Raw genomic sequence first — 21685 nt, forward strand, 5'->3', positions numbered from 1 at the left:
CGACGTAGGTGCCGACGCCGAGAGGTTGTTGGTCGAGTGAGGCGAAGCATGGATGGCTCCGCGGAGCAGGAGGCGCGGGGCAACTTCACCCCGCCGTCGCGCGGCGCGGTGTCGCCCGCAGACGTACCCGTGACGCCCGTGCCCGGACCCGCCCCCCGCGGCAGCTCCAGCAAGCTGTCCCCGCGCAACTGGCGCGTGCCCACCCGCCTGAACGCGATCCTCCTCATACCCGTGCTCGTCGGTCTCGTCATGGGCGGCTTCCAGGTCAAGGGGTCGATCGACACCTGGCAGGAGGCCCAGGACGCCGAGAAGACGGCGCTCATCGTGCGCGCCGCCTCGGAGTACTCCACCGCCCTCCTCAACGAGCGCGACCTGACGGCGGCCCCGCTGCTCGCCGGCAAGGACCGCGCGGGCGAGGACATCACCCGGACGTACGCCGCCACGGACGCGGCCCGCGCCAAGTTCGACGCGGCCGTCGGGAACATGCCCTCGGGCCAGGGTCTCGAACGCCGTCTCCAGGCGTTCAAGAACGAGGAGCCCAAGCTCGCCGCGCTCCGCAAGAACGCCTACACGGCCTCCCAGGACCCGGTGAACACCCAGCTCGCCTACACCGGCGTGCAGCACTACCTCATGGAGTTCTCCAACGAGCTCGGCCTGGGCACCGGCAACATCACCAGCTACGGCCGCACGGTCTACGCCATCCAGCTCGCGCAGGCCGCCGGTTCGCTCCAGCGCTCCATCGGCACCCACCTGCTCGTCCGGCCCAGCGCCAAGGACGCCGTCTTCGCCCAGCAGTCGGTCGCCTTCAACTCGTACAACTACCTGGAGCAGATCGCCCTCGGCGAGTACAGCTCCGGCGGCACCGCCGAGGACGTCGAGCGCCTGAAGAAGGTCATGGCCGGCAAGGCCGCGGCGGGCGAGAAGCAGATGCGCGCCGCCGACGTCACCCTGCCCAAGGGCAAGGACGGCTCGGTCTACACCGGCGTCGCCGGTCTGATCGGCACCGCCGAGGACGCCGACGCGATCAAGGCGCTCGCCTCCAAGGGCATCACCGCGGAGACCTGGCTGGCGATCTCCACCGCCAAGTTCGACGGCTACAGCGAGGTCGAGAAGGTCCTCGTCGACAAGGCCGTGGCCGAGGCCACCGACATCTCCTCCGGCGCCGCGACCGACGCCTGGGTCACCGGCGCCAGCGTCGTCCTCGCCCTGCTCGCCGCCTTCATCCTCGCCGGGATGATGGCCCGCCAGATGAGCCGCTCGATGCGCGAGCTGCGCACGGCCGCCTTCGGCATCGCCGAGCAGCGCCTGCCGATGCTGGTCGACCAGCTCTCCCGTACCGAGCCGGGCCGGGTCGACACCCGCGTCCAGCCCATCCCGATCGACTCGCAGGACGAGATCGGCGAGGTCGCCCGCGCCTTCGACCAGGTCCACCGCGAGGCCGTCCGGCTCGCCGCCGAGCAGGCCATGCTCCGGGGCAACGTCAACGCGATCTTCACCAACCTCTCGCGCCGCAACCAGTCGCTGATCGAGGGCCAGCTGACCCTCATCACCGACCTGGAGAACAACGAGGCCGACCCGGACCAGCTGGAGAACCTCTTCAAGCTGGACCACCTCGCGACCCGTATGCGCCGCAACGGCGAGAACCTCCTGGTCCTCGCCGGCGAGGAGCCGGGCCGCCGCTGGGACCAGCCGGTCCCGCTGGTCGACGTGCTGCGCGCCGCTTCCTCCGAGGTGGAGCAGTACGAGCGCATCGAGATCGCCGGCGTGCCGGAGGCGGAGATCCACGGCCAGGCCGTGACCGACCTCGTGCACCTCCTCGCCGAGCTCCTGGAGAACGCCACGACGTTCTCCTCCCCGCAGACCAAGGTCCGCGTCACCGCGACCCGTCTCCCCGACGGCCGCGTGATGGTCGAGATCCACGACAAGGGCATCGGCCTCACCGCCGAGGACTTCGCGGACATCAACCACAAGCTGGCGAACCCGCCCACCGTGGACGCCGCCGTCTCCCAGCGCATGGGCCTCTTCGTGGTCGGCCGGCTCTCCGACCGGCACGGCATCCGCGTCCAGCTCCGCCCCTCGGGCGAGCAGGCCGGCACCACCTCGCTGGTCATGCTGCCGGACGCCATCACCCACGGTGGCGGTGGCGAGCAGCCGGTCCAGGACGACTTCACGGTCTCCCAGATCATCCCGCACCAGCAGCAGGGCGGCTTCGAGCCGGCGGTGGCGCCGATGCGGACCGCGGCCGAGCTCGGCTTCGACGACTCGCGCTACGAGCAGCAGGGCGAGGGCCAGCAGCTGGACCCGGTCAACCGCTCGCTGATGCGTGAGGAGCGCCGCGCGGCCCTGGAGGCCCAGGTGCAGAGCGACGGCACGCCGCTGTACGGCGAGGAGCCGGAGCACGGCCAGGATTACGGCGCCGAGTACGGCCAGGAGCAGGGCTACGGCCAGGAGTACGCCCAGGGCTACGACCAGCAGGCCCCGGCTCAGCCCCAGGTCCAGGCCCAGGAGTACGGCCAAGAGCAGGGTTACGGCCAGGAGTACGGCCAGGGTTATGGCGAGCAGCAGCCGCAGGACGGCTACGGCTACCCCCAGCAGCAGGGTTACGAGGGCTACGACCAGCAGCCCGGCGCGTACCCGCAGCAGGCGTATGCGGAAGCGCCGTACAACGGTCAGGACGCGACCCACGCCGGATACGGCCAGACGTTCGAAGATGCCTCCCACCAGGGCGAGTGGCCTGCGCAGAGCTCCTACCAGGGCGCTTTCGACCAGGGTTACCGGCCGGAATCGGAATCTTCCCAGGCCGCTCCCGAACAGGGCCGCGAGCGCGTAGGCTTCGACCGTCCGGCTCCGGCTCCGAGTCCCGCTCCGGACACCGGCAACGGACTGACCGACGCCGGTCTGCCGCGCCGCGGCGGTGGTGCCCCGCAGGCGCCCCAGGCGCAGCGGTCCGCGCCGTCGGCCCAGCCCGCCCAGCCGGTGGGGCAGGACGAGCAGCACCAGAACAACGGCTCCGAGGAATGGCGCTCGGCCAACGACGAGCGCTGGGAGCAGGCCAAGAAGCTCCGCGAGCCGAAGGCGGGCGGAGTCACTCCGTCCGGTCTCCCCCGGCGCGTCCCGAAGGCCAACCTGGTCGAGGGCACCGCGGAGCAGACCCCGCAGGGCGGCCCCCAGGTCTCCCGCGCGCCCGAGGACGTCCGGGGCAGGTTGAGCAACCTGCGCCGGGGTGTCCAGCAGGGACGGACCGCGGGGTCGGACACGAACGGATCGGGCCTCGGCCCGGGTAGTACCTACAACCAGGAGCGTTAGTGTGAGCCCGATGAGCCAGGCGGCGCAGAATCTGAACTGGTTGATCACCAACTTCGTGGACAACACCCCCGGGGTGTCCCACACGGTGGTGGTCTCCGCCGACGGACTCCTGCTGGCCATGTCCGAAGGATTCCCCCGGGACCGTGCCGACCAGCTGGCGGCGGTCGCCTCCGGGCTGACCTCGCTGACCGCGGGCGCGTCCCGGATCTTCGAGGGCGGCGCGGTCAACCAGACCGTGGTGGAGATGGAGCGCGGCTTCCTCTTCATCATGTCGGTCTCGGACGGCTCCTCGCTGGCCGTCCTCGCCCACCCCGAGTCCGACATCGGTCTCGTGGGCTACGAGATGGCCCTGCTGGTGGACCGCGCGGGCTCCGTCCTCACCCCGGACCTGCGGGCGGAGCTCCAGGGAAGTCTTCTCAACTAACAGACACACAGTGCGTATCTCGTCACCGCACCGTTAGGGTGCGGTGACGCGGCTCCAAGGGACATGGACCGCGAAGCAGTCGGAGGAGGAGACGTGGGAACACCCCCGGGGGCGAACCCCTACAACGGTTTCGACGCGCATCAGGTGCCGCTGGGCGACACCGCGCAGAACCGGTACAACTTCCCTTCCGCACCCAGCAGACAGGGTGTCCCCCAGCACTACGGGCAGCAGCCGCAGGCGCAGCCCGCGCCCCAGCGGGCCGCGGGCAGTGCGAGCGCGGGCGGCGGACACAACCCGCTCGTGCGTCCGTACGCCATGACCGGCGGCCGGACCCGGCCGCGCTACCAGCTCGCCATCGAGGCGCTGGTCAGCACCACGGCCGATCCGTCGCGCCTGCAGGGGCAGTTGCCCGAGCACCAGCGGATCTGCCGGCTGTGCTTCGAGATCAAGTCGGTCGCGGAGATCTCGGCCCTTCTCTCCATCCCCCTCGGCGTCGCCCGAATCCTCGTCGCCGACCTGGCCGAGGCCGGACTTGTCGCCATTCACCAGCCCGGCGGCGACGAGGCCGCCGGCGGTCAGCCAGACGTGACACTGCTCGAAAGGGTGCTCAGTGGACTTCGCAAGCTCTAGCGGCGGCGCGGCCCGTTCAACCACCAGCGCGAAGATCGTGGTGGCGGGCGGCTTCGGCGTGGGCAAGACCACGTTCGTGGGTGCCGTCTCGGAGATCAATCCGCTGCGCACCGAGGCCGTCATGACGTCCGCGTCCGCGGGCATCGACGACCTCACGCACACCGGCGACAAGACGACGACGACTGTCGCCATGGACTTCGGCCGTATCACGCTGGACCAGGACCTGATCCTGTACCTGTTCGGCACCCCCGGCCAGGACCGCTTCTGGTTCATGTGGGACGACCTGGTCCGCGGCGCCATCGGCGCCGTCGTCCTCGTCGACACCCGCCGCCTCGCCGACTGCTTCCCCGCGGTCGACTACTTCGAGAACTCGGGGCTTCCCTTCGTCATCGCCCTCAACGGCTTCGACGGGAACCAGCCCTACAACCCGGAGGAGGTCCGCGAGGCCCTCCAGATCGGGCCCGACACCCCCATCATCACCACCGACGCCCGCCACCGCGCGGACGCCAAGAGCGCGCTCATCACCCTCGTCGAGCACGCCCTCATGGCCCGCCTGCGGTAACCGTCCCGCCGGGTTCGTCGGTGGCACCGCCACACGAAAGGGCCCCCGCTCCTCGAAGGAGCGGGGGCCCTTGGCGTACGTCCGGGGTGTCAGCGCCAGCTGTGCGGGGCGCGGAAGCCGTTCTCGCGCTCCAGACGGCGCCATCCGGCGGTGGTGCGGCCGTGGCCGGCGACGGCGGGCTCCGGCTGGGAGGCGGCGCGGGCGAGCAGGACCGCGGTGATGGCGGCCAGCTCCTCGGGGTCGGCGTGGCCCTTCTCGACGCGGAGAAGGTTGGCTGTGGCAGGCGTGGTCACTTCGGTGGACTCCTCTTGCTGAAGTCTTACTGCGGCGGGTTGCCGTGCTTGCGGGACGGCAGGTCGGCGTGCTTGGTGCGGAGCATGGCGAGGGACCGGATGAGCACCTGGCGGGTGTCGGCGGGGTCGATGACGTCATCGACGAGACCGCGCTCGGCCGCGTAGTACGGGTGCATCAGCTCGGCCTTGTACTCCTTGACCATGCGGGTGCGCATGGCGTCGGGGTCCTCGGCCTCCGCGATCTGCTTGCGGAAGATCACGTTGGCGGCGCCCTCGGCGCCCATGACCGCGATTTCGTTGGTGGGCCAGGCGTACGTCAGGTCGGCGCCGATGGACTGGGAGTCCATGACGATGTAAGCGCCGCCGTACGCCTTGCGCAGGATCAGTGAGATCCGGGGCACGGTCGCGTTGCAGTACGCGTAGAGCAGCTTCGCGCCGTGGCGAATGATTCCACCGTGCTCCTGGTCGACGCCGGGCAGGAAGCCGGGGACGTCCAGAAGGGTGATGATCGGGATGTTGAAGGCGTCGCACATCTGCACGAAGCGGGCGGCCTTCTCGGACGCCTCGATGTCGAGGACGCCGGCGAGGGACTGCGGCTGGTTGGCGACGATGCCGACGACCTGGCCGTCGAGGCGGGCCAGGGCGCAGATGATGTTGCGCGCCCAGCGCTCGTGGATCTCCAGGTAGTCGCCCTCGTCGACGAGCTCCTCGATGACCTTGTGCATGTCGTACGGGCGGTTGCCGTCGGCGGGCACCAGGTCGAGCAGGACGTCGGAGCGGCGGTCGGCCGGGTCCTCGGAGGGGGCGGTCGGCGGGTTCTCGCGGTTGTTCTGCGGGAGCATCGAGAGGAGGTAGCGCACCTCGGCGATGCAGGTCTCCTCGTCGTCGTACGCGAAGTGCGCGACGCCGGAGGTCTCGGCGTGCACGTCGGCGCCGCCGAGGCCGTTCTGGGTGATCTCCTCGCCGGTGACCGCCTTGACGACGTCCGGTCCGGTGATGAACATCTGCGAGGTCTCGCGGACCATGAAGACGAAGTCGGTGAGGGCGGGGCTGTAGGCCGCGCCGCCGGCGCACGGGCCGAGCATCACGCTGATCTGCGGGATGACGCCGGACGCCTTGGTGTTGCGCTGGAAGATGCCGCCGTAGCCGGCGAGGGCGGAGACGCCCTCCTGGATGCGGGCGCCGGCGCCGTCGTTGAGGGAGACCAGCGGCGCGCCGGCCGCGATGGCCATGTCCATGATCTTGTGGATCTTGGTGGCGTGGGCCTCGCCCAGCGCGCCGCCGAAGATCCGGAAGTCGTGGGCGTAGACGAAGACGGTGCGGCCCTCGACGGTGCCCCAGCCGGTGATGACGCCGTCGGTGTAGGGCTTCTTGGCCTCCAGGCCGAAGCCCTGGGCGCGGTGCCGGCGGAGCTGCTCGACCTCGTTGAAGGAACCCGGGTCGAGGAGCAGCTCGATGCGCTCGCGCGCGGTCAGCTTGCCCTTGGCGTGCTGCGCCTCGGTCGCGCGCTCACTGGGGCCGGCCAGCGCCTGCTCGCGCAGGACGTGCAGTTCGGCGACACGGCCGCGTGCGTCGGTGGGCTCGCTCGGGATCTCGTCGACAAGGGTCATGTACCGACCCTACGAACTCGACCAAGGAAACCCCGCCGTCGACTCCGTACAGTCTCGCGTGTCGATTCCTGGCGGGGACGGACAGAACCGTGGGACCGACGGAGTGAGTCCACAGCCAGGAGACCTGTTTACTTGTGGAGAGTCCACAAAAGTGGAGTGCGGGCCCCCGGGGTGACGGGGGCCCGCGCCCGGTGGTGCCGTGCGGTTCAGCAGCCGCCGCAGTTGTAGAAGGTCACGTCCCAGTGGTTGCCCTCGTCGGCGTAGACGTTACCGGCGCCGGAGCGCCACTGCGGGGCACCGTCCCCGCGTACGCCGATGTAGGTGAACGTGTTCTTGATGTAGTTCCCGAGGCACGTGTACTTGCCGAAGTCGAGCTTGTAGCCGTTCCAGTGCGAGTAGGTGCCGCCGGCGTGGCCGGTCTCGGTGCCGCCGGTGATGTTGAGGGCGCAGCCGCTGGCGCTCCTGAGGGTCTGGGCGCCCTGGGCGGTGGCGAGGTTGAGCTGCTCGAAGGAGGTGCAGGTCGGGTTGGAGCGGGTCGAGCAGCCGCCGGAGGAGGACCAGGTGATGCCGGAGCTGCGGAACATCGAGGTCGCGGTGGCGTGGCTGATCTTGGTGACGGCGTGGGCCTCGCCGCCGGAGGTGAGGGCGCCGAAGCCGGGGGCGAAGAGGGCGCCGAGGACGAGGGCGACTGCGGTGAGGACGGAGCGGAGCTTCACGGGGGTTGCCTCCTGCTGGTGACCGTGACGGGTGGGGACGGCTGTGCAGGTGGTGCTCGTCGCGCAGGGAGATGGTGCCGCAGTTCTACGCGCGTCCGCCAGAGGGCGTCGGCGCCCTCGTGACGCCATCCGGATGAACCTTCGGGCCAGATGTTGAATATTGAACGGAATGGGGCTACAGTCGTCCTCGTTGAAGCTTCAACAATCCCTCCCCGCTTCGACGACACCCCCGAGAAGGAGCACGTCATGGGTATCTTCGGCCGCAAGAACACCGAGTCCGCCACCGCCACCGCCACCCTCCCCGTGGACCCGGCCCTGGCCGCCCTGACCGGCGACTACACCATCGACGCCGCGCACAGCAGCATCGGCTTCACCGTCCGGCACGCGATGGTCACCAACGTCCGCGGCTCCTTCGGCGAGCACGAGGGCACGCTGAAGCTGAACGGCACCGACCCGGCGGCCTCCAGCGCCTCCATCGACGTCAGGATCGCCTCCGTCGACACCGGCATCGGCGACCGCGACAACCACCTGCGCAGCGGCGACTTCTTCGACGCCGAGCAGTTCCCCCTGATGAGCTTCCGCTCCACCGAGGCGGCGCAGCTGGGCGGCGACAAGTACCGGATCACCGGCGACCTGACCATCAAGGACGTCACCAAGCCGCTCTCCATCGACCTGGAGTTCAACGGCACGGCCACCGACCCGTACGGCAACGAGCGCGTCGGCTTCGAGGGCTCCGCCGAGATCCTCCGCTCCGAGTGGGGCCTCACCTGGAACGCGGCCCTGGAGACCGGCGGCGTCATGGTCAGCGACAAGGTGAAGCTGAACTTCGACATCTCCGCGATCAAGAACGCCGCCTGACCCTCCCCCGCAGGGCCCGGACACGAGCGCGCCCGCCCTCCGCCTCCCGGCGGACGGCGGGCGCTCGGCGTTCCCCGGCAGCCGTCGCGGGGAGCTCAGAAGCCTCCGCCGCCGCCGAAGTCGCCGCCGCCGAAACCGCCGCCTCCGAAGTCGCCGCCTCCGCCGTAGTCACCGCCCCCGAAGTCCGTGCCGCCGAAGTCGCCGCCCTGGCCGTCCTGGAAGTCCTGGCCGCCGTACTCGGAGGCGTAGGCCGGGGTGGCGAGGGCCGAGCCGAGCAGGGTGCCCGCGAGGAGGCCGGGGAGGAGACCGCCGCCGAAGTAGCCGCCGGCCCAGGGTCCGTACGCCGGGCCCGCCTCCCAGTAGGGGCGGCGGCCGGAATCGGTCTCGACGGTCCGCGCCCGCGGGTCCTGCCCGTCGTCCAGGCGGGCCGCGTCGGCGGCGCAGACCGGGACCTCGCGGGAGCTCCCGCCGCCCGGGGTCCAGGTGCGGTCCTCGGTGGACGGGCCGTGGCGCGGGTCGAAGAAGCACGGGGCGCGGCGCTCCGGCAGCGGGCGGGAGCCGCGGCGGGCGTCGAGCACGGCGAGCGCGAAACGGCCGTCGTCCAGGGCCTCGGTCACGCCCCTGACGTCGTGCGGTCGGGTGGCCGAGCCCATCAGCGACTTCGCCCGGTCGTAGGAGTCCAGGGCGCGTTCGTAGTCGGCGCGCATCGCCTCGTCGGCGCCACGCTCCGCCGGGTGGAAGTCGAGGCGCTCCAGCTCCTCGCCGAAGGCCGTGATGTCCTCGTCGACGACGACCTGGAGCTTCTCCAGCGCGGCCCGCTCCTCCGCCTCCTTGCGCTTCCGCCTGCCGCGGACCACGGCGTAGGCACCCGCGCCGCCGGCGGCGGCGACCGCGCCGAGGGTGACGAGGCCGGCGACCGGCACGCCGGAGTCGGAGCCGCCGGCCCAGGCGTCCGGCGCGGTGCCGCGCATCGCGGGCAGGGCCTGGTCGGCGAAGGCGTTCAGCTCGGTGGCGGCGTCCGCGCCGGGCCGGTCGACGGTGGCGACCATGTTCTCCACCGCGCCCGCCGACAGCACCCGGCTGTCGGCCTTCGCGGCGAGGTCGTCGCCGAGCCGCACGGCGTACACGCCGGCGAGCCCGGTCTGCTCGCGCAGGTTGTCGATGAGCCCCTGCGGCGGGTACTCCGCGCCCTCCGGCAGCACCGCCACGAACAGGGGCTTGCCGGCGTCCTCGATCTTCTGCGCGAGGGCGGCCGCGTCGGCCGTCGAGAGCTGGTCGGCGGCGCCCGGGTCGACGTAGACCGGCCCCTGTCTCAGGGCCGCGCCCGCCTCGGGTACGCCGGTGGCCCTGGCGCCCGCCGACGCGGGGGCCAGGGCCAGGAGCAGCAGGAGGATCAGCCCGGCGAGGGCCGACCACACCGAAATCGCCCTGGTCCTCATGGTTCGAAATTACCCGAATGGACCAGAACTAGACATACCCGGCGAAGGTCGTTTACTCGGCGGGGTCCACCCCGGCCCGCAGCAGGCCGTAGGTGAAGGCGTCCTCCAGGGCCTGCCAGGAGGCGGCGATCACGTTCTCGCCGACGCCGACGGTGGACCACTCGTCGGTGCCGTCGCCCGTGGTGACGAGGACCCGGGTGGTGGACTCGGTGCCGTGCCGGCCTTCGAGGATGCGGACCTTGTAGTCGACCAGCTCGAACTTGGCGAGCTGGGGGTAGACCGGCTCCAGGGCGACCCGCAGGGCGCGGTCGAGGGCGTTGACCGGGCCGTTGCCCTCGGCGGTCGCGAGCATCCGCTCGCCCTTGGCCCACAGCTTCACGGTGGCCTCGTTGGCGTGGGTGCCGTCGGGGCGGTTCTCGGTGATCGCCCGCCAGGACTCGATGCGGAAGTAGCGGCGGGCCCGGCCCTCGGCCTCGGCGCGGAGCAGCAGTTCGAAGGAGGCGTCGGCGGCCTCGTAGGTGTAGCCCTGGAGCTCGCGCTCCTTGACCCGCTCGACCACCCGGGCGACCAGGGCGCGGTCCCCGCCGAGGTCGACGCCGAGCTCCTTGCCCTTGAGCTCGATGGAGGCGCGGCCGGCCATGTCGGAGACGAGCATCCGCATGGTGTTGCCGACCAGCTCGGGGTCGATGTGCTGGTAGAGGTCGGGGTCGACCTTGATGGCGGAGGCGTGCAGGCCGGCCTTGTGGGCGAAGGCGGAGACGCCGACGTACGGCTGGTGGGTGGAGGGGGTGAGGTTGACGACCTCGGCGATGGCGTGCGAGATCCGGGTCATCTCGGCGAGGGCGCCGTCGGGCAGCACCTGCTTGCCGTACTTGAGCTCCAGGGCGGCGACGACCGGGAAGAGGTTGGCGTTGCCGACCCGCTCGCCGTAGCCGTTGGCGGTGCACTGGACGTGGGTGGCGCCCGCGTCGACGGCGGCGAGGGTGTTGGCGACGGCGCAGCCGGTGTCGTCCTGGGCGTGGATGCCGAGCCGGGCGCCGGTGTCGGCGAGGACGGTGGCGACGACGGCCTGGATCTGGGCGGGGAGCATGCCGCCGTTGGTGTCGCAGAGGACGACGACGTCGGCGCCGGCCTCGTGCGCGGCGCGGACGACGGCCTTGGCGTAGGCGGGGTTCGCCTTGTAGCCGTCGAAGAAGTGCTCGCAGTCGACGAAGACGCGGCGGCCCTCGGCGCGCAGGTGGGAGACGGTGTCGCGGACCATCGCCAGGTTCTCGTCGAGGGTGGTGCGCAGGGCCAGCTCGACGTGCCGGTCGTGGGACTTGGCCACCAGGGTGATCACCGGGGCGCCGGAGTCGAGCAGTGCCTTGACCTGCGGGTCGTCGGCGGCGCTGCCGCCGGCCCTGCGGGTGGCGCCGAAGGCCACGAGCTGCGCGTTCCTGAAGTGGATCTCCTGGCGGGCGCGGGCGAAGAACTCGGTGTCCCGCGGGTTGGCACCGGGCCAGCCGCCTTCGATGAAGCCGACGCCGAACTCGTCGAGGTGCCGGGCGATGGTCAGCTTGTCCGCGACGGTGAGGTTGATGCCCTCACGCTGGGCTCCGTCGCGGAGCGTCGTGTCGAAGACGTGGAAGCTGTCGTCGGCCGGGCCGGCGCCCGGACGGGGGCTCTCGCCGTTCTCGGTGGTCATGACTGTGTTGGCTCCTGTCGGATGTGGCTCCGGAAGGTATGGATCCACTTGCCCCCATTCTCACGCGCTGTCCGTCTCCGGCGTGGGTGGGGCCGGAAAACGAAAAAACCCCTCGCGGGTGCGAGAGGTCTGCGCGCGGGTCTGGGGCACGGTGGCCGCCGCCACGGGGGTGGGGTCCCGGGGTTCAGCGGCCACTGCGGACCGGCGCGCTGCTGCCGATAATCATCGTGGTAGCAAGCACGCCCGCAGTGTGCCACAGGCCCGCGCGGTTCAGGACGCGGATCTCACGATGCGGAATCCACGGCGGTGCCGGTCCTCCTGGCCGGCGGTACGGGCTCGGGCGCGGCGGCCGTTCCCCCGGAGGCGCCCACCCGGGCCAGGTCGATGTCACGGGTCTCGCGCATCGTCAGGTAGACGATCAGCGAGACGGCCGCGCACCCGGCCACGTACCAGGCGAAGCCCGACTCGATCCCGGCGTTCTTGAACCAGAGGGCGACGTACTCGGCGGTGCCGCCGAAGAGCGCGTTGGCGATGGCGTACGGCAGGGCGACGCCGAGGGCGCGGATGCCGGTGGGGAACAGCTCGGCCTTCACGCAGGCGTTGATCGAGGTGTAGCCGGTGACGACGAGCAGCGCGAGGAGCGAGAGGCCGAGGGCCGGCCAGAACGAGTCGGCCCGCTTGAGCATCGTCAGGATCGGCACCGTGAGGAGGGTGGAGCCGACGGCGAAGGTGATGAGGAGGGGGCGGCGCCCGATCCGGTCGGAGAGCGCGCCGGCGAGCGGCTGGAGGCAGGCGAAGGCGATGAGGGCGCAGAAGGAGACGAGGGTGGCGGTCTGCTTGGGCAGCCCGGCGCTGTTGGAGAGGTACTTGGTGAGGTAGGTGGTGTACGTGTAGTAGGCCACGGTGCCGCCCATGGTGAGGGCGACGACGAGGAACGCCTCGCGGCGGTGCGCCCACAGGGCCTTGAGGGTGCCCTGCTCGCCGTGGGCGACGCCCGCGTCGGCGGTCTCCTCGTACACCTCGGTCTCCAGCATGTTCCGGCGCAGGTAGAACACGACGGCGGCGCCGAGGGCGCCGATGACGAAGGGGACGCGCCAGCCCCAGCTGTGCAGGGCCTCGCTGGACATCGTGTGCTGGAGGACCAGGAGCAGGCCGAGGCCGAAGACCTGCCCGGCGGTCATGGAGACGTACTGGAAGCTGGAGGCGAGGCCGCGCCGGCCGGGGGCGGACGCCTCCGTGAGGTAGGTGGCGCTGGCCGCGTACTCGCCGCCCACGGAGAGGCCCTGGAGGAGGCGGGCGACGAGGAGGACGGCGGCGCCGCCGTAGCCGGCGACGGCGTAGGTGGGGGCGACGGCGATGAGGAGCGCCGAGGCGGACATCAGGGTGACGGTGAGGGTGAGCGCGGCCTTGCGGCCCTTCCGGTCGCCGACCCGGCCGAGGAGCCAGCCGCCGACGGGTCGCATGAAGAAGCCGACGGCGAAGATGCCGGCGGTGTTCATGAGTTTGGCGGTGTCGTTGCCCTCGGGGAAGAAGGCGCCCGCGAAGTAGACGGCGAAGCTCGCGTACACGAACCAGTCGAACCACTCGACCATGTTCCCGGCCGAACCGATCCAGATCTTCTTCCAGTGATCTCGTCCCATGGCCCGGAACCGTGCCGGAGCGACCCCCCGCACAACAAGGGTGCAGGGGGCAACGATCGGGAGTACTTACGTGCCTTGAGTTCGCGGGATCAGGGTTTCGTCGATGAACTCCCGCACCTGCGCGAGGACTTCACCTCGCCCGGTGCCGGGGAGACCGACCGCCACGTGCACGCTGTAGCCGTCCAGGAGTGCGCGCATTCGGGTGGCGAAGCGATCCGGGTCGACGGAGCGGAACTCACCCCGCGAGACGCCTTCGGCGAGGATCGCGACGAGGTCCCGGTGCCAGGCCCGCTCGATGGCGGACTGGCGGGCGCGGGCGTCCGCGTCGGCGTTCTGCGACCGGTTCCAGACCTCCAGCCAGAGCGTCCAGTGCGGGTCGCGCGGTCCGGCGGGCACGTACACGTCGACGTATCCGTCGAGGCGTTCGCGGGAGGTCCCGGGCCCGGAGAGCAGCGCCCCGCGCGCGGCCCCGAGCCGTCCCTCGCTCCACTCCAGCGTCTGGAGGAGCAGCTCGTCCTTGGTGCGGAAGTAGTACAGCAGGTGGCCGCTGCTCATCCCGACCTGCCGCCCGAGCCCGGCCATCGTGAGTCCGTCGAGTCCGCGCTCGGCGACGGTGTCCATCGCCGCCGCGAAGACGTCCTCGCGGGGCGGGGCGGGCTGGTTGCGCCGGCGGGGGGCGCGGGCCGGGACGGGGCTGCTGCTCTGACTCACTCGTACGTTCTACACCGCGGGCTGCTGCTGGGTGATGCAGTGGATGCCGCCGCCGGCCGCGAAGATCGTGCGCGCGTCGACCAGGACGACCTCGCGGTCCGGGAAGAGGCGGCGGAAGATCTCGGCGGCGAGCTCGTCGTGCGGGTCGTCGAAGGCGCACAGGATGACGGCGCCGTTGCAGAGGTAGTGGTTGATGTAGGAGTAGTCGACCCAGTCGCCCTCCTCGTCCTTGAGGACGGTGGGGGCGGGGATCTCGATGACCTCCAGCGGGCGGCCCCGGGCGTCGGTCCGGGCGCGCAGGATGTCGGCGTACAGCCGCGAGCGGCCGTGGTCGGGGTGGTTCGGGTCCTGCTGGCTGTGGACGAGGACGGTGCCGGGGCGGGCGAAGGCGGCGACGATGTCGATGTGGCCCTGGGTGCCGTACATGCCGTAGTCGCCGGCGAGGCCGTGCGGGAGCCAGATCGCCTCGCTGGTGCCGAGCTTGGCATGGATCTCCCGCTCGACCTCCTCGCGGCTCCACTCGGGGTTGCGGCCGGAGCCGAGCTGGACGGTGTCGGTGAGGAGGACGGTGCCCTCGCCGTCGACGTGGATGCCGCCGCCCTCGTTGACCAGCGCGCTGCTCAGGACGGGGACCTCGGCGAGGTCCGCGACGTGGCGGGCGATCGTGGAGTCGTGCTCCCAGCGCGCCCAGTCCTGGGCGCCCCAGCCGTTGAAGACCCAGTCCACGGCGGCCAGGGAGGTGCCGTCGGTGACGAAGGTCGGGCCGATGTCGCGCATCCAGGCGTCGTCGAGCTCCCGGTGGACCAGCTCGACGCCGTCGCCGAGGAGCGCGCGGGCTCCCTCCGCGTCGCCGGGGGCGACGACCATCGTCACCGGCTCGAAGCGGCGTACGGCCCGGGCGACGGAGGCCCACGCCTCGCGGGCGGCGGCGAGCTCCGCGTCGTCGGTGAAGGTGGGGTTGGGGCTGGGCCAGGCCATCCAGGTCCGCTCGTGCGGGGTCCACTCGGCGGGCATGCGGTACGCGGTCATGGCGGGGTCCTCGGGGAAGTGGAACGGTGCGGGTGACGCTTTGAGCAACACTCTAAATGCTGAGAGGTTCACCTCCAAGCATTGACGTCGGGTGCAGGCACAGGTCACATTGAGCGCCACTCTAAAGTTCCCGACCCGCTCCCCCGGAGGTCCCATGGCGGTCGAACAATCCGGAACCGGTCACCGCGGCATCGAGCAGCGGGGCGTCGACACCGTCCCCGAGGCCGAGCGCACCAGCGGCCCCCGTGATCTCGTCGCGATCCTGCTCGGCTCCAACCTCTGCCTGGGGGTGATCGTCTTCGGCTGGCTGCCCGTCTCCTTCGGCCTCGGCCTGTGGGGCTCGGTGACCTCCGTGGTGGCCGGCACGGTCGCCGGCGTCGCCGTCACCGCCCCGCTGGCGCTGGTCTCCCTGCGCACCGCCACCAACCTCTCCACCTCCTCCGGCGCCTTCTTCGGCGTCCGCGGCCGGCTCGTCGGCTCGGTGGTGGGGCTGCTGCTCTCGCTGGGCTACACCGCGCTGACCCTGTGGATCGGCGGCGACGTCATGGTGGGCACCCTCGCCCGGCTGACCGGCCTCCCCACCGGCGACGGCACGCACGTGGCCGTCTACACGCTGCTCGCGGCCTGCACGGTGGTGGGCGCCGTGTACGGCTACCGGCTGCTGCTCCGGCTCAGCAAGGCGCTCGCCGTCGGCATGACCCTCCTCCTGGCCGTGGGGCTCGTCGCGTACGCGGGCGACTTCACCGCCGCGCCGGTCCCGGAGACCCCGTACCTGCTGGGCTCCTTCTGGCCGACCTGGCTGCTCTCGGCGGTCGCCGCCGGTCTCAGCGGGCCGGTCGCCTTCATCACCCTGCTGGGCGACTACACCCGGTACGTATCCCCCGCCCGGCACAGCGCGCGGAGCGTCTGGCGGGCCACCTCGCTCGGGCTGCTCGTCGGACTGCTGGTGCCGCAGCTCTTCGGCACGGTCACGGCGCTCGCCGCCCGGGCCGGCGAGGACTACGCGGGGCCGCTGGTCGCCGCCTCCCCCGTCTGGTACCTGCTCCCGCTGCTGCTGGCCGCCACCGCGGGCTCGGTCGGCAACGCCGGTCTGATGCTCTACTCGATGGGCCTCGACCTGGACGCGATCCTGCCCCGGGCCACCCGGGCGCGCGCCACCCTCGTCGTCGCCGCGGTCGCCACCGGCTTCGTCCTCCTCGGGCACTTCGCCTCGGACGCCCGGTCGGCGATGACCTCGTTCGTCCTGCTCCTGACCGCGCTCGGCACCCCGTGGGCGGTCGTCACCCTGATCGGTCACGTCCGCTGCCGGGGCGTGTACGACCCCGAGGCGCTCCAGGTCTACAACCGGCGCTCACGCGGCGGGATCTACTGGTTCTCGGCCGGCTGGCACCCGCGCGCCACGGCCTCCTGGGCGCTCGGCGCGGCCGTCGGCCTCGCCGCCGTCTCCACCCCGCTGTACGAGGGCCCGCTGCTGGCCCTGACCGGCGGGATCGACTGCAGCTTCGTGCTGTCGGGACTCACCGGCGGCCTGCTGTACGCGGTCCTCACCCCCGCTCCGGAACGGGGGACGCCCGGGACGGAGACCGTCCCGGGCGCCCTGGCCGACCGGCCCTGAAATCACTTGCCCAGCTGGTGCACCCACCCGTGCGCGTCCTCCGCCTTGCCGGTCTGGATCGCCAGCAGGGCCTCGCGCAGCCGCATGGTGACCTCGCCGGGCTCGCCGTCCGCGTGCCGCCACTCGCCGCGGGCCGACTTCACCGTGCCGACGGGGGTGATGACGGCGGCGGTGCCGCAGGCGAAGACCTCGGTGAGGGTGCCGTTCGCGGCGTCCTCCTGCCACTGGTCGATGGAGACCCGGGCTTCCTCGGACTCGTAGCCGAGGTCCTCGGCGACCCGGAGCAGCGAGTCGCGGGTGATGCCGGCGAGCAGCGAGCCGGTGAGGGTCGGGGTGACGATCTTGTTCCCGTAGACGAAGTACAGGTTCATGCCGCCCAGTTCCTCGACCCACTTGTGCTCGACGGCGTCGAGGTAGGCGACCTGGATGCAGCCCTTCTCGGCGGCCTCGGCCTGGGCGAGCAGGGAGGCGGCGTAGTTGCCGCCGGTCTTGGCGTCGCCGACGCCGCCGGGGAAGGCGCGGACACGGTCCTCGGAGGCCCAGATGGCGACCGGCTTGACGCCGGCCGGGAAGTAGGCGCCGGCCGGGGAGGCGATGACCACGAAGAGGTACTCGTTGGCCGGGCGGACGCCCAGGCCGACCTCGGTGGCGATCATGAACGGGCGCAGGTACAGGGACTCCTCGCCGCCGTGCGGCGGGACCCACGACCGGTCCTGGCCGACCAGGGCGTCGCAGGCCTCGATGAAGGTCTCGACCGGGAGCTCCGGCATGCCGAGCCGGCGGGCGGAGTACTGGAAGCGGCGGGCGTTGGCGTCGGGGCGGAAGGTGGCGACCGAGCCGTCGGGGCGGCGGTAGGCCTTCAGGCCCTCGAAGATCTCCTGCGCGTAGTGGAGGACGCTGGTCGCCGGGTCGAGCGAGAGCGGCCCGTACGGCACGAGCTGCCCGTCGTGCCAGCCCCGGCCCTCGGTCCAGCGGATGGTGACCATGTGGTCGGTGAAGTGGCGGCCGAATCCCGGGTTGGCCAGGATCGCCTCGCGCTCCGCGGTGGACAGCGGGCTGGAGGAGGGCTTGAGCTCGATCGTGGGCTTCGTCATGAGTGCGTGTCCTTCACCGGTTGTGTGGGTCGGACCGCGCCCACGGCGTGCCCGCATGCCACGGCCCCACGTTCGATTATCGCCCGGGGGGACCGGAGGACGAAACGGGTGGACGCGGCGCGGGTGAGCGCGATCCGGTGAGAGGGAGAGTAGAGGTTCTCGCGCCCGGTGGCCGCATACGACGAAGCAGCCGCCGGGTGTCTGGGAGACCCGGCGGCTGCTCTGTGGTGTCAGTGAGGCGCGCGGGTCAGCTCGCTACTCGCGCGGCGAGCGCGTCGCCGATCTCGTCCGTGGTGCGGACGGTGGTGCCCCGCTCGGTCAGGTCGGCCTCGACGGCCGCCTCGACCCGGGCGGCCTCGGCCTCGTGGCCGAGGTGGCGCAGCAGGAGGGCGACGGAGAGGACGGTGGCCGTGGGGTCGGCCTTGCCCTGGCCCGCGATGTCCGGCGCGGAGCCGTGCACCGGCTCGAACATGGACGGGAACTCGCGGCCGGGGTTGATGTTGCCCGAGGCGGCGACGCCGATGCCGCCGGAGACGGCCGCGGCGAGGTCGGTGATGATGTCGCCGAAGAGGTTGTCGGTGACGATGACGTCGAAGCGGGCCGGGTCGGTGACGAGGAAGATCGTCGCGGCGTCGACGTGCAGGTAGTCGGTGGTGACCTCGGGGAACTCCTGGGCGACCCGGTGGAAGATGTCGGTCCAGAGGTGGCCGGCGAAGGTCAGCACGTTGTTCTTGTGGACCAGCGTGAGCTTCTTGCGCGGGCGGGCCTGGGCGCGGGCGAAGGCGTCCCGGACCACGCGCTCGACGCCGAAGGCCGTGTTGACGGAGACCTCGGTGGCGACCTCGTGCTCGGTGCCCTTGCGGATGGTGCCGCCGTTGCCCGTGTACGGGCCCTCGGTCCCCTCGCGGACGACGACGAAGTCGATCTCGGGCTGGCCGGCGAGCGGGGTCGAGACGCCGGGGAGCAGCTTCGAGGGGCGCAGGTTCACGTGGTGGTCGAAGGCGAAGCGCAGCTTCAGGAGGAAGCCCCGCTCCAGGACGCCGGACGGCACCGACGGGTCGCCGATCGCGCCGAGCAGGATGGCGTCGTGCTTCTTGAGGGAGTCCAGGTCGGCGTCGGTGAGGGTCTCACCGGTGGCGTGGTAGCGCCGGGCGCCGAAGTCGTACTCCTCGGTCTCCAGCTTCACGTCCTGGGGAAGCACCGCCGAGAGGACCTTGAGGCCCTGGGCCACGACCTCCTGGCCGATGCCGTCGCCGGGGATGACTGCGAGATTGATGCTGTGAGACATGGCGGCACCCTACTCTTCGTCCCATCGTCTGACACGCATCGTCCACCATGTGGACGAACGGACAGGCGTCGGGCGGTTCAGTGGCCGGTGGAGCCGCCGTTGTCCCGGCGGTCGAGGGCGCGCTGGAGGGCGGCGGCGGCGTTCTGCCGGGCCTCGTCGCTGGGACGGGTGGCGGAGTGGCGGACGCGGGGGGCGGTCTGAGTGGCCATGAGGGATCGACTCCTTGAGATCAGTGGTGATCCGGATGTGCGGAGATCAGCTGCGATCGGGAGATCAGTGATCGAAGGCGCCGGAAAGGGGCGGGGAGCGCCGCCGCAGGGGTTGCCTGCACGGGGCGTCGCGCTCTCGACCGCCATTCGCTGATGAAGCGAGACGTTCGGCTTCTACAAAGCTAGGGCAGGGACCCTCATCTGTCTCCACAATTACTCGGACTTCCTACTATCTGAGACGGCGGCTCTCCCCCGGCCGCCGCTCCGTCACGCGACGTCGCCGTCCCGCCAGTCGAGGACGAGCGGAGCGGCGGCGTCCGGGAGGGCGAGGGCACCCGCGGGGCGGACGAGGAGGCCGCCCTCCTCCTCCGGGAGCCCGACGACCCCGTCCGGGCCCAGCACCGCGATCCGGCCGCCCCAGACCTGCCAGCCGCGCCCCCGGTAGAGGGCGGCGCCCTCGTCGGAGGCGGAGAGCGCGCCGAAGGCGTGGGTCGCGTCGATCACCCGCTCCAGGGCGTCCATGACGGCGCTCCCGAGCCCGCGCCGGCGCGCGTCGGCCCGGACGGCGACCCCTTCGACGTACCCGGTCCGGTACGAGCGTCCGCGGTGGAGCACCCGGCGCTGGACGACGGCCCCGTGCGCGAGGAGGCCCGTCCCGTCCTCGATCCAGGCGTGGACGCCGCCGAGGGTGTGGTCCCAGTCCTCCGCGGAGAAGTCTCCGTCGAAGGCGGAGTCGAGCAGGGCGCGGACGGCCGCCAGCCGCTCCGCGCCGAGGGAGTGGGTGGGCGCGGTCCTCACGGTCATCCGCCCACCCTGCCACCGGCTCCCCCGGGGCCGCACATGAATACCGCCCCCGACCCCGGCCTGGGGGGACCGGGGAGGGGGGCGGTGATCAGGGGCCGCTCACGCGGCGGGCGGGCGTCAGCCCATGTGCGGGTAGCCGTACTCGGTCGGCGGGACCAGCGTCTCCTTGATGGCGCGGGTCAGCGTCCAGCGCATCAGGTTCTGCGGGGCGCCGGCCTTGTCGTTGGTGCCGGAGGCGCGGCCGCCGCCGAAGGGCTGCTGGCCGACGACGGCGCCGGTCGACTTGTCGTTGATGTAGAAGTTGCCCGCGGCGAAGCGGAGCTTCTCCATCGTGTGCGCGGCGGCGGCGCGGTCGTTGGAGATGACGGCGCCGGTCAGCGCGTAGTCGGAGACCGACTCCATCTGCTCCAGCATGGCGTCGTACCGCTCGTCCTCGTACACGTGGATCGCGAGGATCGGACCGAAGTACTCGGCCTTGAAGACCTCGTTCTCCGGGTCGGTGCACTCGATGACGGTCGGGCGGACAAAGAAGCCCTCGGTGTCGTCGTAGGTGCCGCCGGCGACGATCGTGCAGCTCGGGTCGGAGGACGCACGGTCGATCGCCGCCTTGTTCTTCGCGAACGAGCGGTCGTCGATGACGGCACCGATGAAGTTCGACAGGTCGGTGACGTCACCCATCTTGATGCCGTCGACCTCGGCCGCGAACTCCTCCTTGAAGCCGTCGTTCCAGATGGAGGCCGGGATGTACGCCCGCGAGGACGCGGAGCACTTCTGGCCCTGGAACTCGAAGGAGCCGCGGGTCAGCGCGGTCTTCAGGATCGCGCGGTCGGCGCTGGGGTGGGCGACGACGAAGTCCTTGCCGCCGGTCTCGCCGACGATCCGCGGGTACGCGCGGTACTTCTCGATGTTGTTGCCGACCGTCTTCCACAGGTGCTGGAAGGTCCTGGTCGAGCCGGTGAAGTGGATGCCGGCGAGGTCGCGGTGGTTCAGGGCCACCTCGGAGACGGCGATGCCGTCGCCGGTCACCAGGTTGATGACGCCCTTGGGCAGGCCGGCCTCCTCCAGGAGCTCCATGAGGAGCACGGCGGAGTGGGTCTGCGTGGGGGACGGCTTCCAGACCACCACGTTGCCCATGAGGGCGGGGGCGGTGGGCAGGTTGCCCGCGATGGCCGTGAAGTTGAACGGCGTGATCGCGTAGACGAAGCCCTCCAGCGGGCGGTGGTCCAGTCGGTTCCACACGCCCGGGGAGTTGGCCGGCGGCTGCTCGGCCAGGATCTGGCGGGCGTACGCCACGTTGAAGCGCCAGAAGTCGACGAGCTCGCACGGGGTGTCGATCTCGGCCTGCTGGGCGGTCTTCGACTGGCCGAGCATGGTGGAGGCGGCCAGCGTCTCGCGCCACGGGCCGGCGAGCAGCTCGGCGGCGCGCAGGATGATCGCGGCGCGGTCGTCGAAGGACATCGCGCGCCAGGCCGGGGCGGCGGCCAGGGCCGCGTCGATCGCGTCCTGGGCGTCGGCCTCGGTGGCACCGCGGAAGGTGCCGATGACGGCCTTGTGGTTGTGCGGCTGGACGACCTTGAACTCCTCGCCGCCGCCCATGCGCTTCACGCCGCCGATGGTCATCGGCAGCTCGCGCGGGTTGTCGGCCAGCTCCTTGAGAGCGGCCTCCAGACGGGCGCGCTCCGGGGAGCCGGGGGCGTAGCCGTGCACCGGCTCGTTGACGGGAGCGGGGACCTGGGTCACAGCGTCCATGAGTCTCGGAACTCCTTCAAAGAG

At 71.5% G+C, this 21685-nt stretch carries 19 protein-coding genes; 6 read left to right on the forward strand and 13 right to left on the reverse strand.

Features of this window, described 5'->3' with window-relative positions; all coding sequences use genetic code 11:
- Positions 1–36 precede the first annotated feature (36 nt).
- The 4 genes from ACF1BN_RS17185 to ACF1BN_RS17200 all read left to right on the forward strand — a co-directional run bounded on the left by ACF1BN_RS17185 (position 37) and on the right by ACF1BN_RS17200 (position 4922).
- Entirely contained in the window at positions 37–3306 is a 3270-nt protein-coding gene (locus ACF1BN_RS17185) for a nitrate- and nitrite sensing domain-containing protein (RefSeq protein ID WP_392332432.1), read from the forward strand.
- Between the two features lie 10 nt (positions 3307–3316).
- A complete protein-coding gene (locus ACF1BN_RS17190) occupies positions 3317–3730 on the forward strand; it encodes a roadblock/LC7 domain-containing protein (RefSeq protein ID WP_030496939.1) in 414 nt (137 codons plus the stop codon).
- A gap of 93 nt (positions 3731–3823) precedes the next feature.
- Entirely contained in the window at positions 3824–4360 is a 537-nt protein-coding gene (locus ACF1BN_RS17195; protein WP_392332433.1) for a DUF742 domain-containing protein, read from the forward strand.
- A complete protein-coding gene (locus ACF1BN_RS17200) occupies positions 4341–4922 on the forward strand; it encodes an ATP/GTP-binding protein (protein WP_226651380.1) in 582 nt (193 codons plus the stop codon). Before ACF1BN_RS17195 ends, ACF1BN_RS17200 begins: the two co-directional genes overlap by 20 nt.
- Before the next feature lie 89 nt (positions 4923–5011).
- On the opposite strand, the gene ACF1BN_RS17205 is transcribed toward ACF1BN_RS17200, so the two are convergent.
- From ACF1BN_RS17205 to ACF1BN_RS17215, 3 genes are all read right to left on the reverse strand, one after another.
- On the reverse strand, positions 5012–5215 hold the full coding sequence (locus ACF1BN_RS17205) for an acyl-CoA carboxylase subunit epsilon (RefSeq protein WP_360317315.1): 204 nt from the start codon (positions 5213–5215) through the stop codon (positions 5012–5014).
- Positions 5216–5241: 26 nt separating this feature from the next.
- On the reverse strand, positions 5242–6825 hold the full coding sequence (locus ACF1BN_RS17210; RefSeq protein WP_392332434.1) for an acyl-CoA carboxylase subunit beta: 1584 nt from the start codon (positions 6823–6825) through the stop codon (positions 5242–5244).
- A 206-nt stretch (positions 6826–7031) separates the two neighbouring features.
- Entirely contained in the window at positions 7032–7541 is a 510-nt protein-coding gene (locus ACF1BN_RS17215) for a hypothetical protein (RefSeq protein WP_392332435.1), read from the reverse strand.
- Between the two features lie 246 nt (positions 7542–7787).
- Here ACF1BN_RS17215 and ACF1BN_RS17220 point away from each other — a divergent pair, with 246 nt between their 5' ends.
- Entirely contained in the window at positions 7788–8399 is a 612-nt protein-coding gene (locus ACF1BN_RS17220; protein WP_392332436.1) for a YceI family protein, read from the forward strand.
- Positions 8400–8494: 95 nt separating this feature from the next.
- Here the strand turns inward: ACF1BN_RS17220 and ACF1BN_RS17225 are convergent, their stop codons facing one another.
- The 5 genes from ACF1BN_RS17225 to ACF1BN_RS17245 form a co-directional block, all read right to left on the reverse strand.
- On the reverse strand, positions 8495–9838 hold the full coding sequence (locus ACF1BN_RS17225; protein ID WP_392332437.1) for a hypothetical protein: 1344 nt from the start codon (positions 9836–9838) through the stop codon (positions 8495–8497).
- A 52-nt stretch (positions 9839–9890) separates the two neighbouring features.
- Positions 9891–11522 carry a citramalate synthase gene (gene cimA, locus ACF1BN_RS17230; protein WP_392332438.1) on the reverse strand — a complete coding sequence of 544 codons (1632 nt, stop codon included), beginning with the start codon at positions 11520–11522 and terminating at the stop codon, positions 9891–9893.
- Between the two features lie 284 nt (positions 11523–11806).
- A complete protein-coding gene (locus ACF1BN_RS17235) occupies positions 11807–13162 on the reverse strand; it encodes an MFS transporter (protein ID WP_392332439.1) in 1356 nt (451 codons plus the stop codon).
- A 66-nt stretch (positions 13163–13228) separates the two neighbouring features.
- The gene (locus ACF1BN_RS17240; RefSeq protein ID WP_392332595.1) at positions 13229–13783 is read right to left on the reverse strand and encodes a TetR/AcrR family transcriptional regulator; all 555 of its coding nucleotides are present in this window, start codon (positions 13781–13783) and stop codon (positions 13229–13231) included.
- A 99-nt stretch (positions 13784–13882) separates the two neighbouring features.
- Entirely contained in the window at positions 13883–14902 is a 1020-nt protein-coding gene (locus tag ACF1BN_RS17245; protein ID WP_392332440.1) for an agmatine/peptidylarginine deiminase, read from the reverse strand.
- 154 nt (positions 14903–15056) lie between these two features.
- On the opposite strand from ACF1BN_RS17245, the gene ACF1BN_RS17250 reads away from it, so the two are divergent.
- Positions 15057–16517 (forward strand): cytosine permease, encoded by a 1461-nt coding sequence (locus ACF1BN_RS17250; RefSeq protein ID WP_392332441.1) that lies wholly within the window; start codon positions 15057–15059, stop codon positions 16515–16517.
- Positions 16518–16519: 2 nt separating this feature from the next.
- Here ACF1BN_RS17250 and ACF1BN_RS17255 read toward each other — a convergent pair whose 3' ends face one another.
- From ACF1BN_RS17255 to pruA, 5 genes are all read right to left on the reverse strand, one after another.
- Positions 16520–17611: a branched-chain amino acid aminotransferase gene (locus ACF1BN_RS17255; protein ID WP_392332442.1), complete on the reverse strand. Its 1092-nt coding sequence runs from the start codon at positions 17609–17611 to the stop codon at positions 16520–16522.
- A 247-nt stretch (positions 17612–17858) separates the two neighbouring features.
- A complete protein-coding gene (locus ACF1BN_RS17260; RefSeq protein WP_392332443.1) occupies positions 17859–18899 on the reverse strand; it encodes a 3-isopropylmalate dehydrogenase in 1041 nt (346 codons plus the stop codon).
- Positions 18900–18976: 77 nt separating this feature from the next.
- Positions 18977–19108: a hypothetical protein gene (locus ACF1BN_RS17265; RefSeq protein ID WP_376599504.1), complete on the reverse strand. Its 132-nt coding sequence runs from the start codon at positions 19106–19108 to the stop codon at positions 18977–18979.
- A gap of 267 nt (positions 19109–19375) precedes the next feature.
- Positions 19376–19912: a GNAT family N-acetyltransferase gene (locus tag ACF1BN_RS17270; RefSeq protein WP_392332444.1), complete on the reverse strand. Its 537-nt coding sequence runs from the start codon at positions 19910–19912 to the stop codon at positions 19376–19378.
- Between the two features lie 117 nt (positions 19913–20029).
- Entirely contained in the window at positions 20030–21661 is a 1632-nt protein-coding gene (pruA, locus tag ACF1BN_RS17275) for an L-glutamate gamma-semialdehyde dehydrogenase (RefSeq protein WP_392332445.1), read from the reverse strand.
- Positions 21662–21685: the final 24 nt, after the last annotated feature.

This window comes from Streptomyces sp. NPDC014861 (genome assembly GCF_043081625.1).
GTDB lineage: Bacteria > Actinomycetota > Actinomycetes > Streptomycetales > Streptomycetaceae > Streptomyces.

Bases quoted from the DNA above. Each gene is read 5' to 3' on its own strand.
- ACF1BN_RS17220 (WP_392332436.1), top strand. From the start codon at position 7,788: ATGGGTATCTTCGGCCGCAAGAACACCGAGTCCGCCACCGCCACCGCC.
- ACF1BN_RS17265 (WP_376599504.1), bottom strand. From the start codon at position 19,108: ATGGCCACTCAGACCGCCCCCCGCGTCCGCCACTCCGCCACCCGTCCC.
- ACF1BN_RS17255 (WP_392332442.1), bottom strand. From the start codon at position 17,611: ATGACGAAGCCCACGATCGAGCTCAAGCCCTCCTCCAGCCCGCTGTCC.
- ACF1BN_RS17190 (WP_030496939.1), top strand. From the start codon at position 3,317: ATGAGCCAGGCGGCGCAGAATCTGAACTGGTTGATCACCAACTTCGTG.
- pruA (WP_392332445.1), bottom strand. From the start codon at position 21,661: ATGGACGCTGTGACCCAGGTCCCCGCTCCCGTCAACGAGCCGGTGCAC.
- ACF1BN_RS17250 (WP_392332441.1), top strand. From the start codon at position 15,057: ATGGCGGTCGAACAATCCGGAACCGGTCACCGCGGCATCGAGCAGCGG.
- ACF1BN_RS17225 (WP_392332437.1), bottom strand. From the start codon at position 9,838: ATGAGGACCAGGGCGATTTCGGTGTGGTCGGCCCTCGCCGGGCTGATC.
- ACF1BN_RS17260 (WP_392332443.1), bottom strand. From the start codon at position 18,899: ATGTCTCACAGCATCAATCTCGCAGTCATCCCCGGCGACGGCATCGGC.
- ACF1BN_RS17235 (WP_392332439.1), bottom strand. From the start codon at position 13,162: ATGGGACGAGATCACTGGAAGAAGATCTGGATCGGTTCGGCCGGGAAC.
- ACF1BN_RS17210 (WP_392332434.1), bottom strand. From the start codon at position 6,825: ATGACCCTTGTCGACGAGATCCCGAGCGAGCCCACCGACGCACGCGGC.
- ACF1BN_RS17245 (WP_392332440.1), bottom strand. From the start codon at position 14,902: ATGACCGCGTACCGCATGCCCGCCGAGTGGACCCCGCACGAGCGGACC.
- ACF1BN_RS17270 (WP_392332444.1), bottom strand. From the start codon at position 19,912: ATGACCGTGAGGACCGCGCCCACCCACTCCCTCGGCGCGGAGCGGCTG.
- ACF1BN_RS17240 (WP_392332595.1), bottom strand. From the start codon at position 13,783: ATGGACACCGTCGCCGAGCGCGGACTCGACGGACTCACGATGGCCGGG.
- cimA (WP_392332438.1), bottom strand. From the start codon at position 11,522: ATGACCACCGAGAACGGCGAGAGCCCCCGTCCGGGCGCCGGCCCGGCC.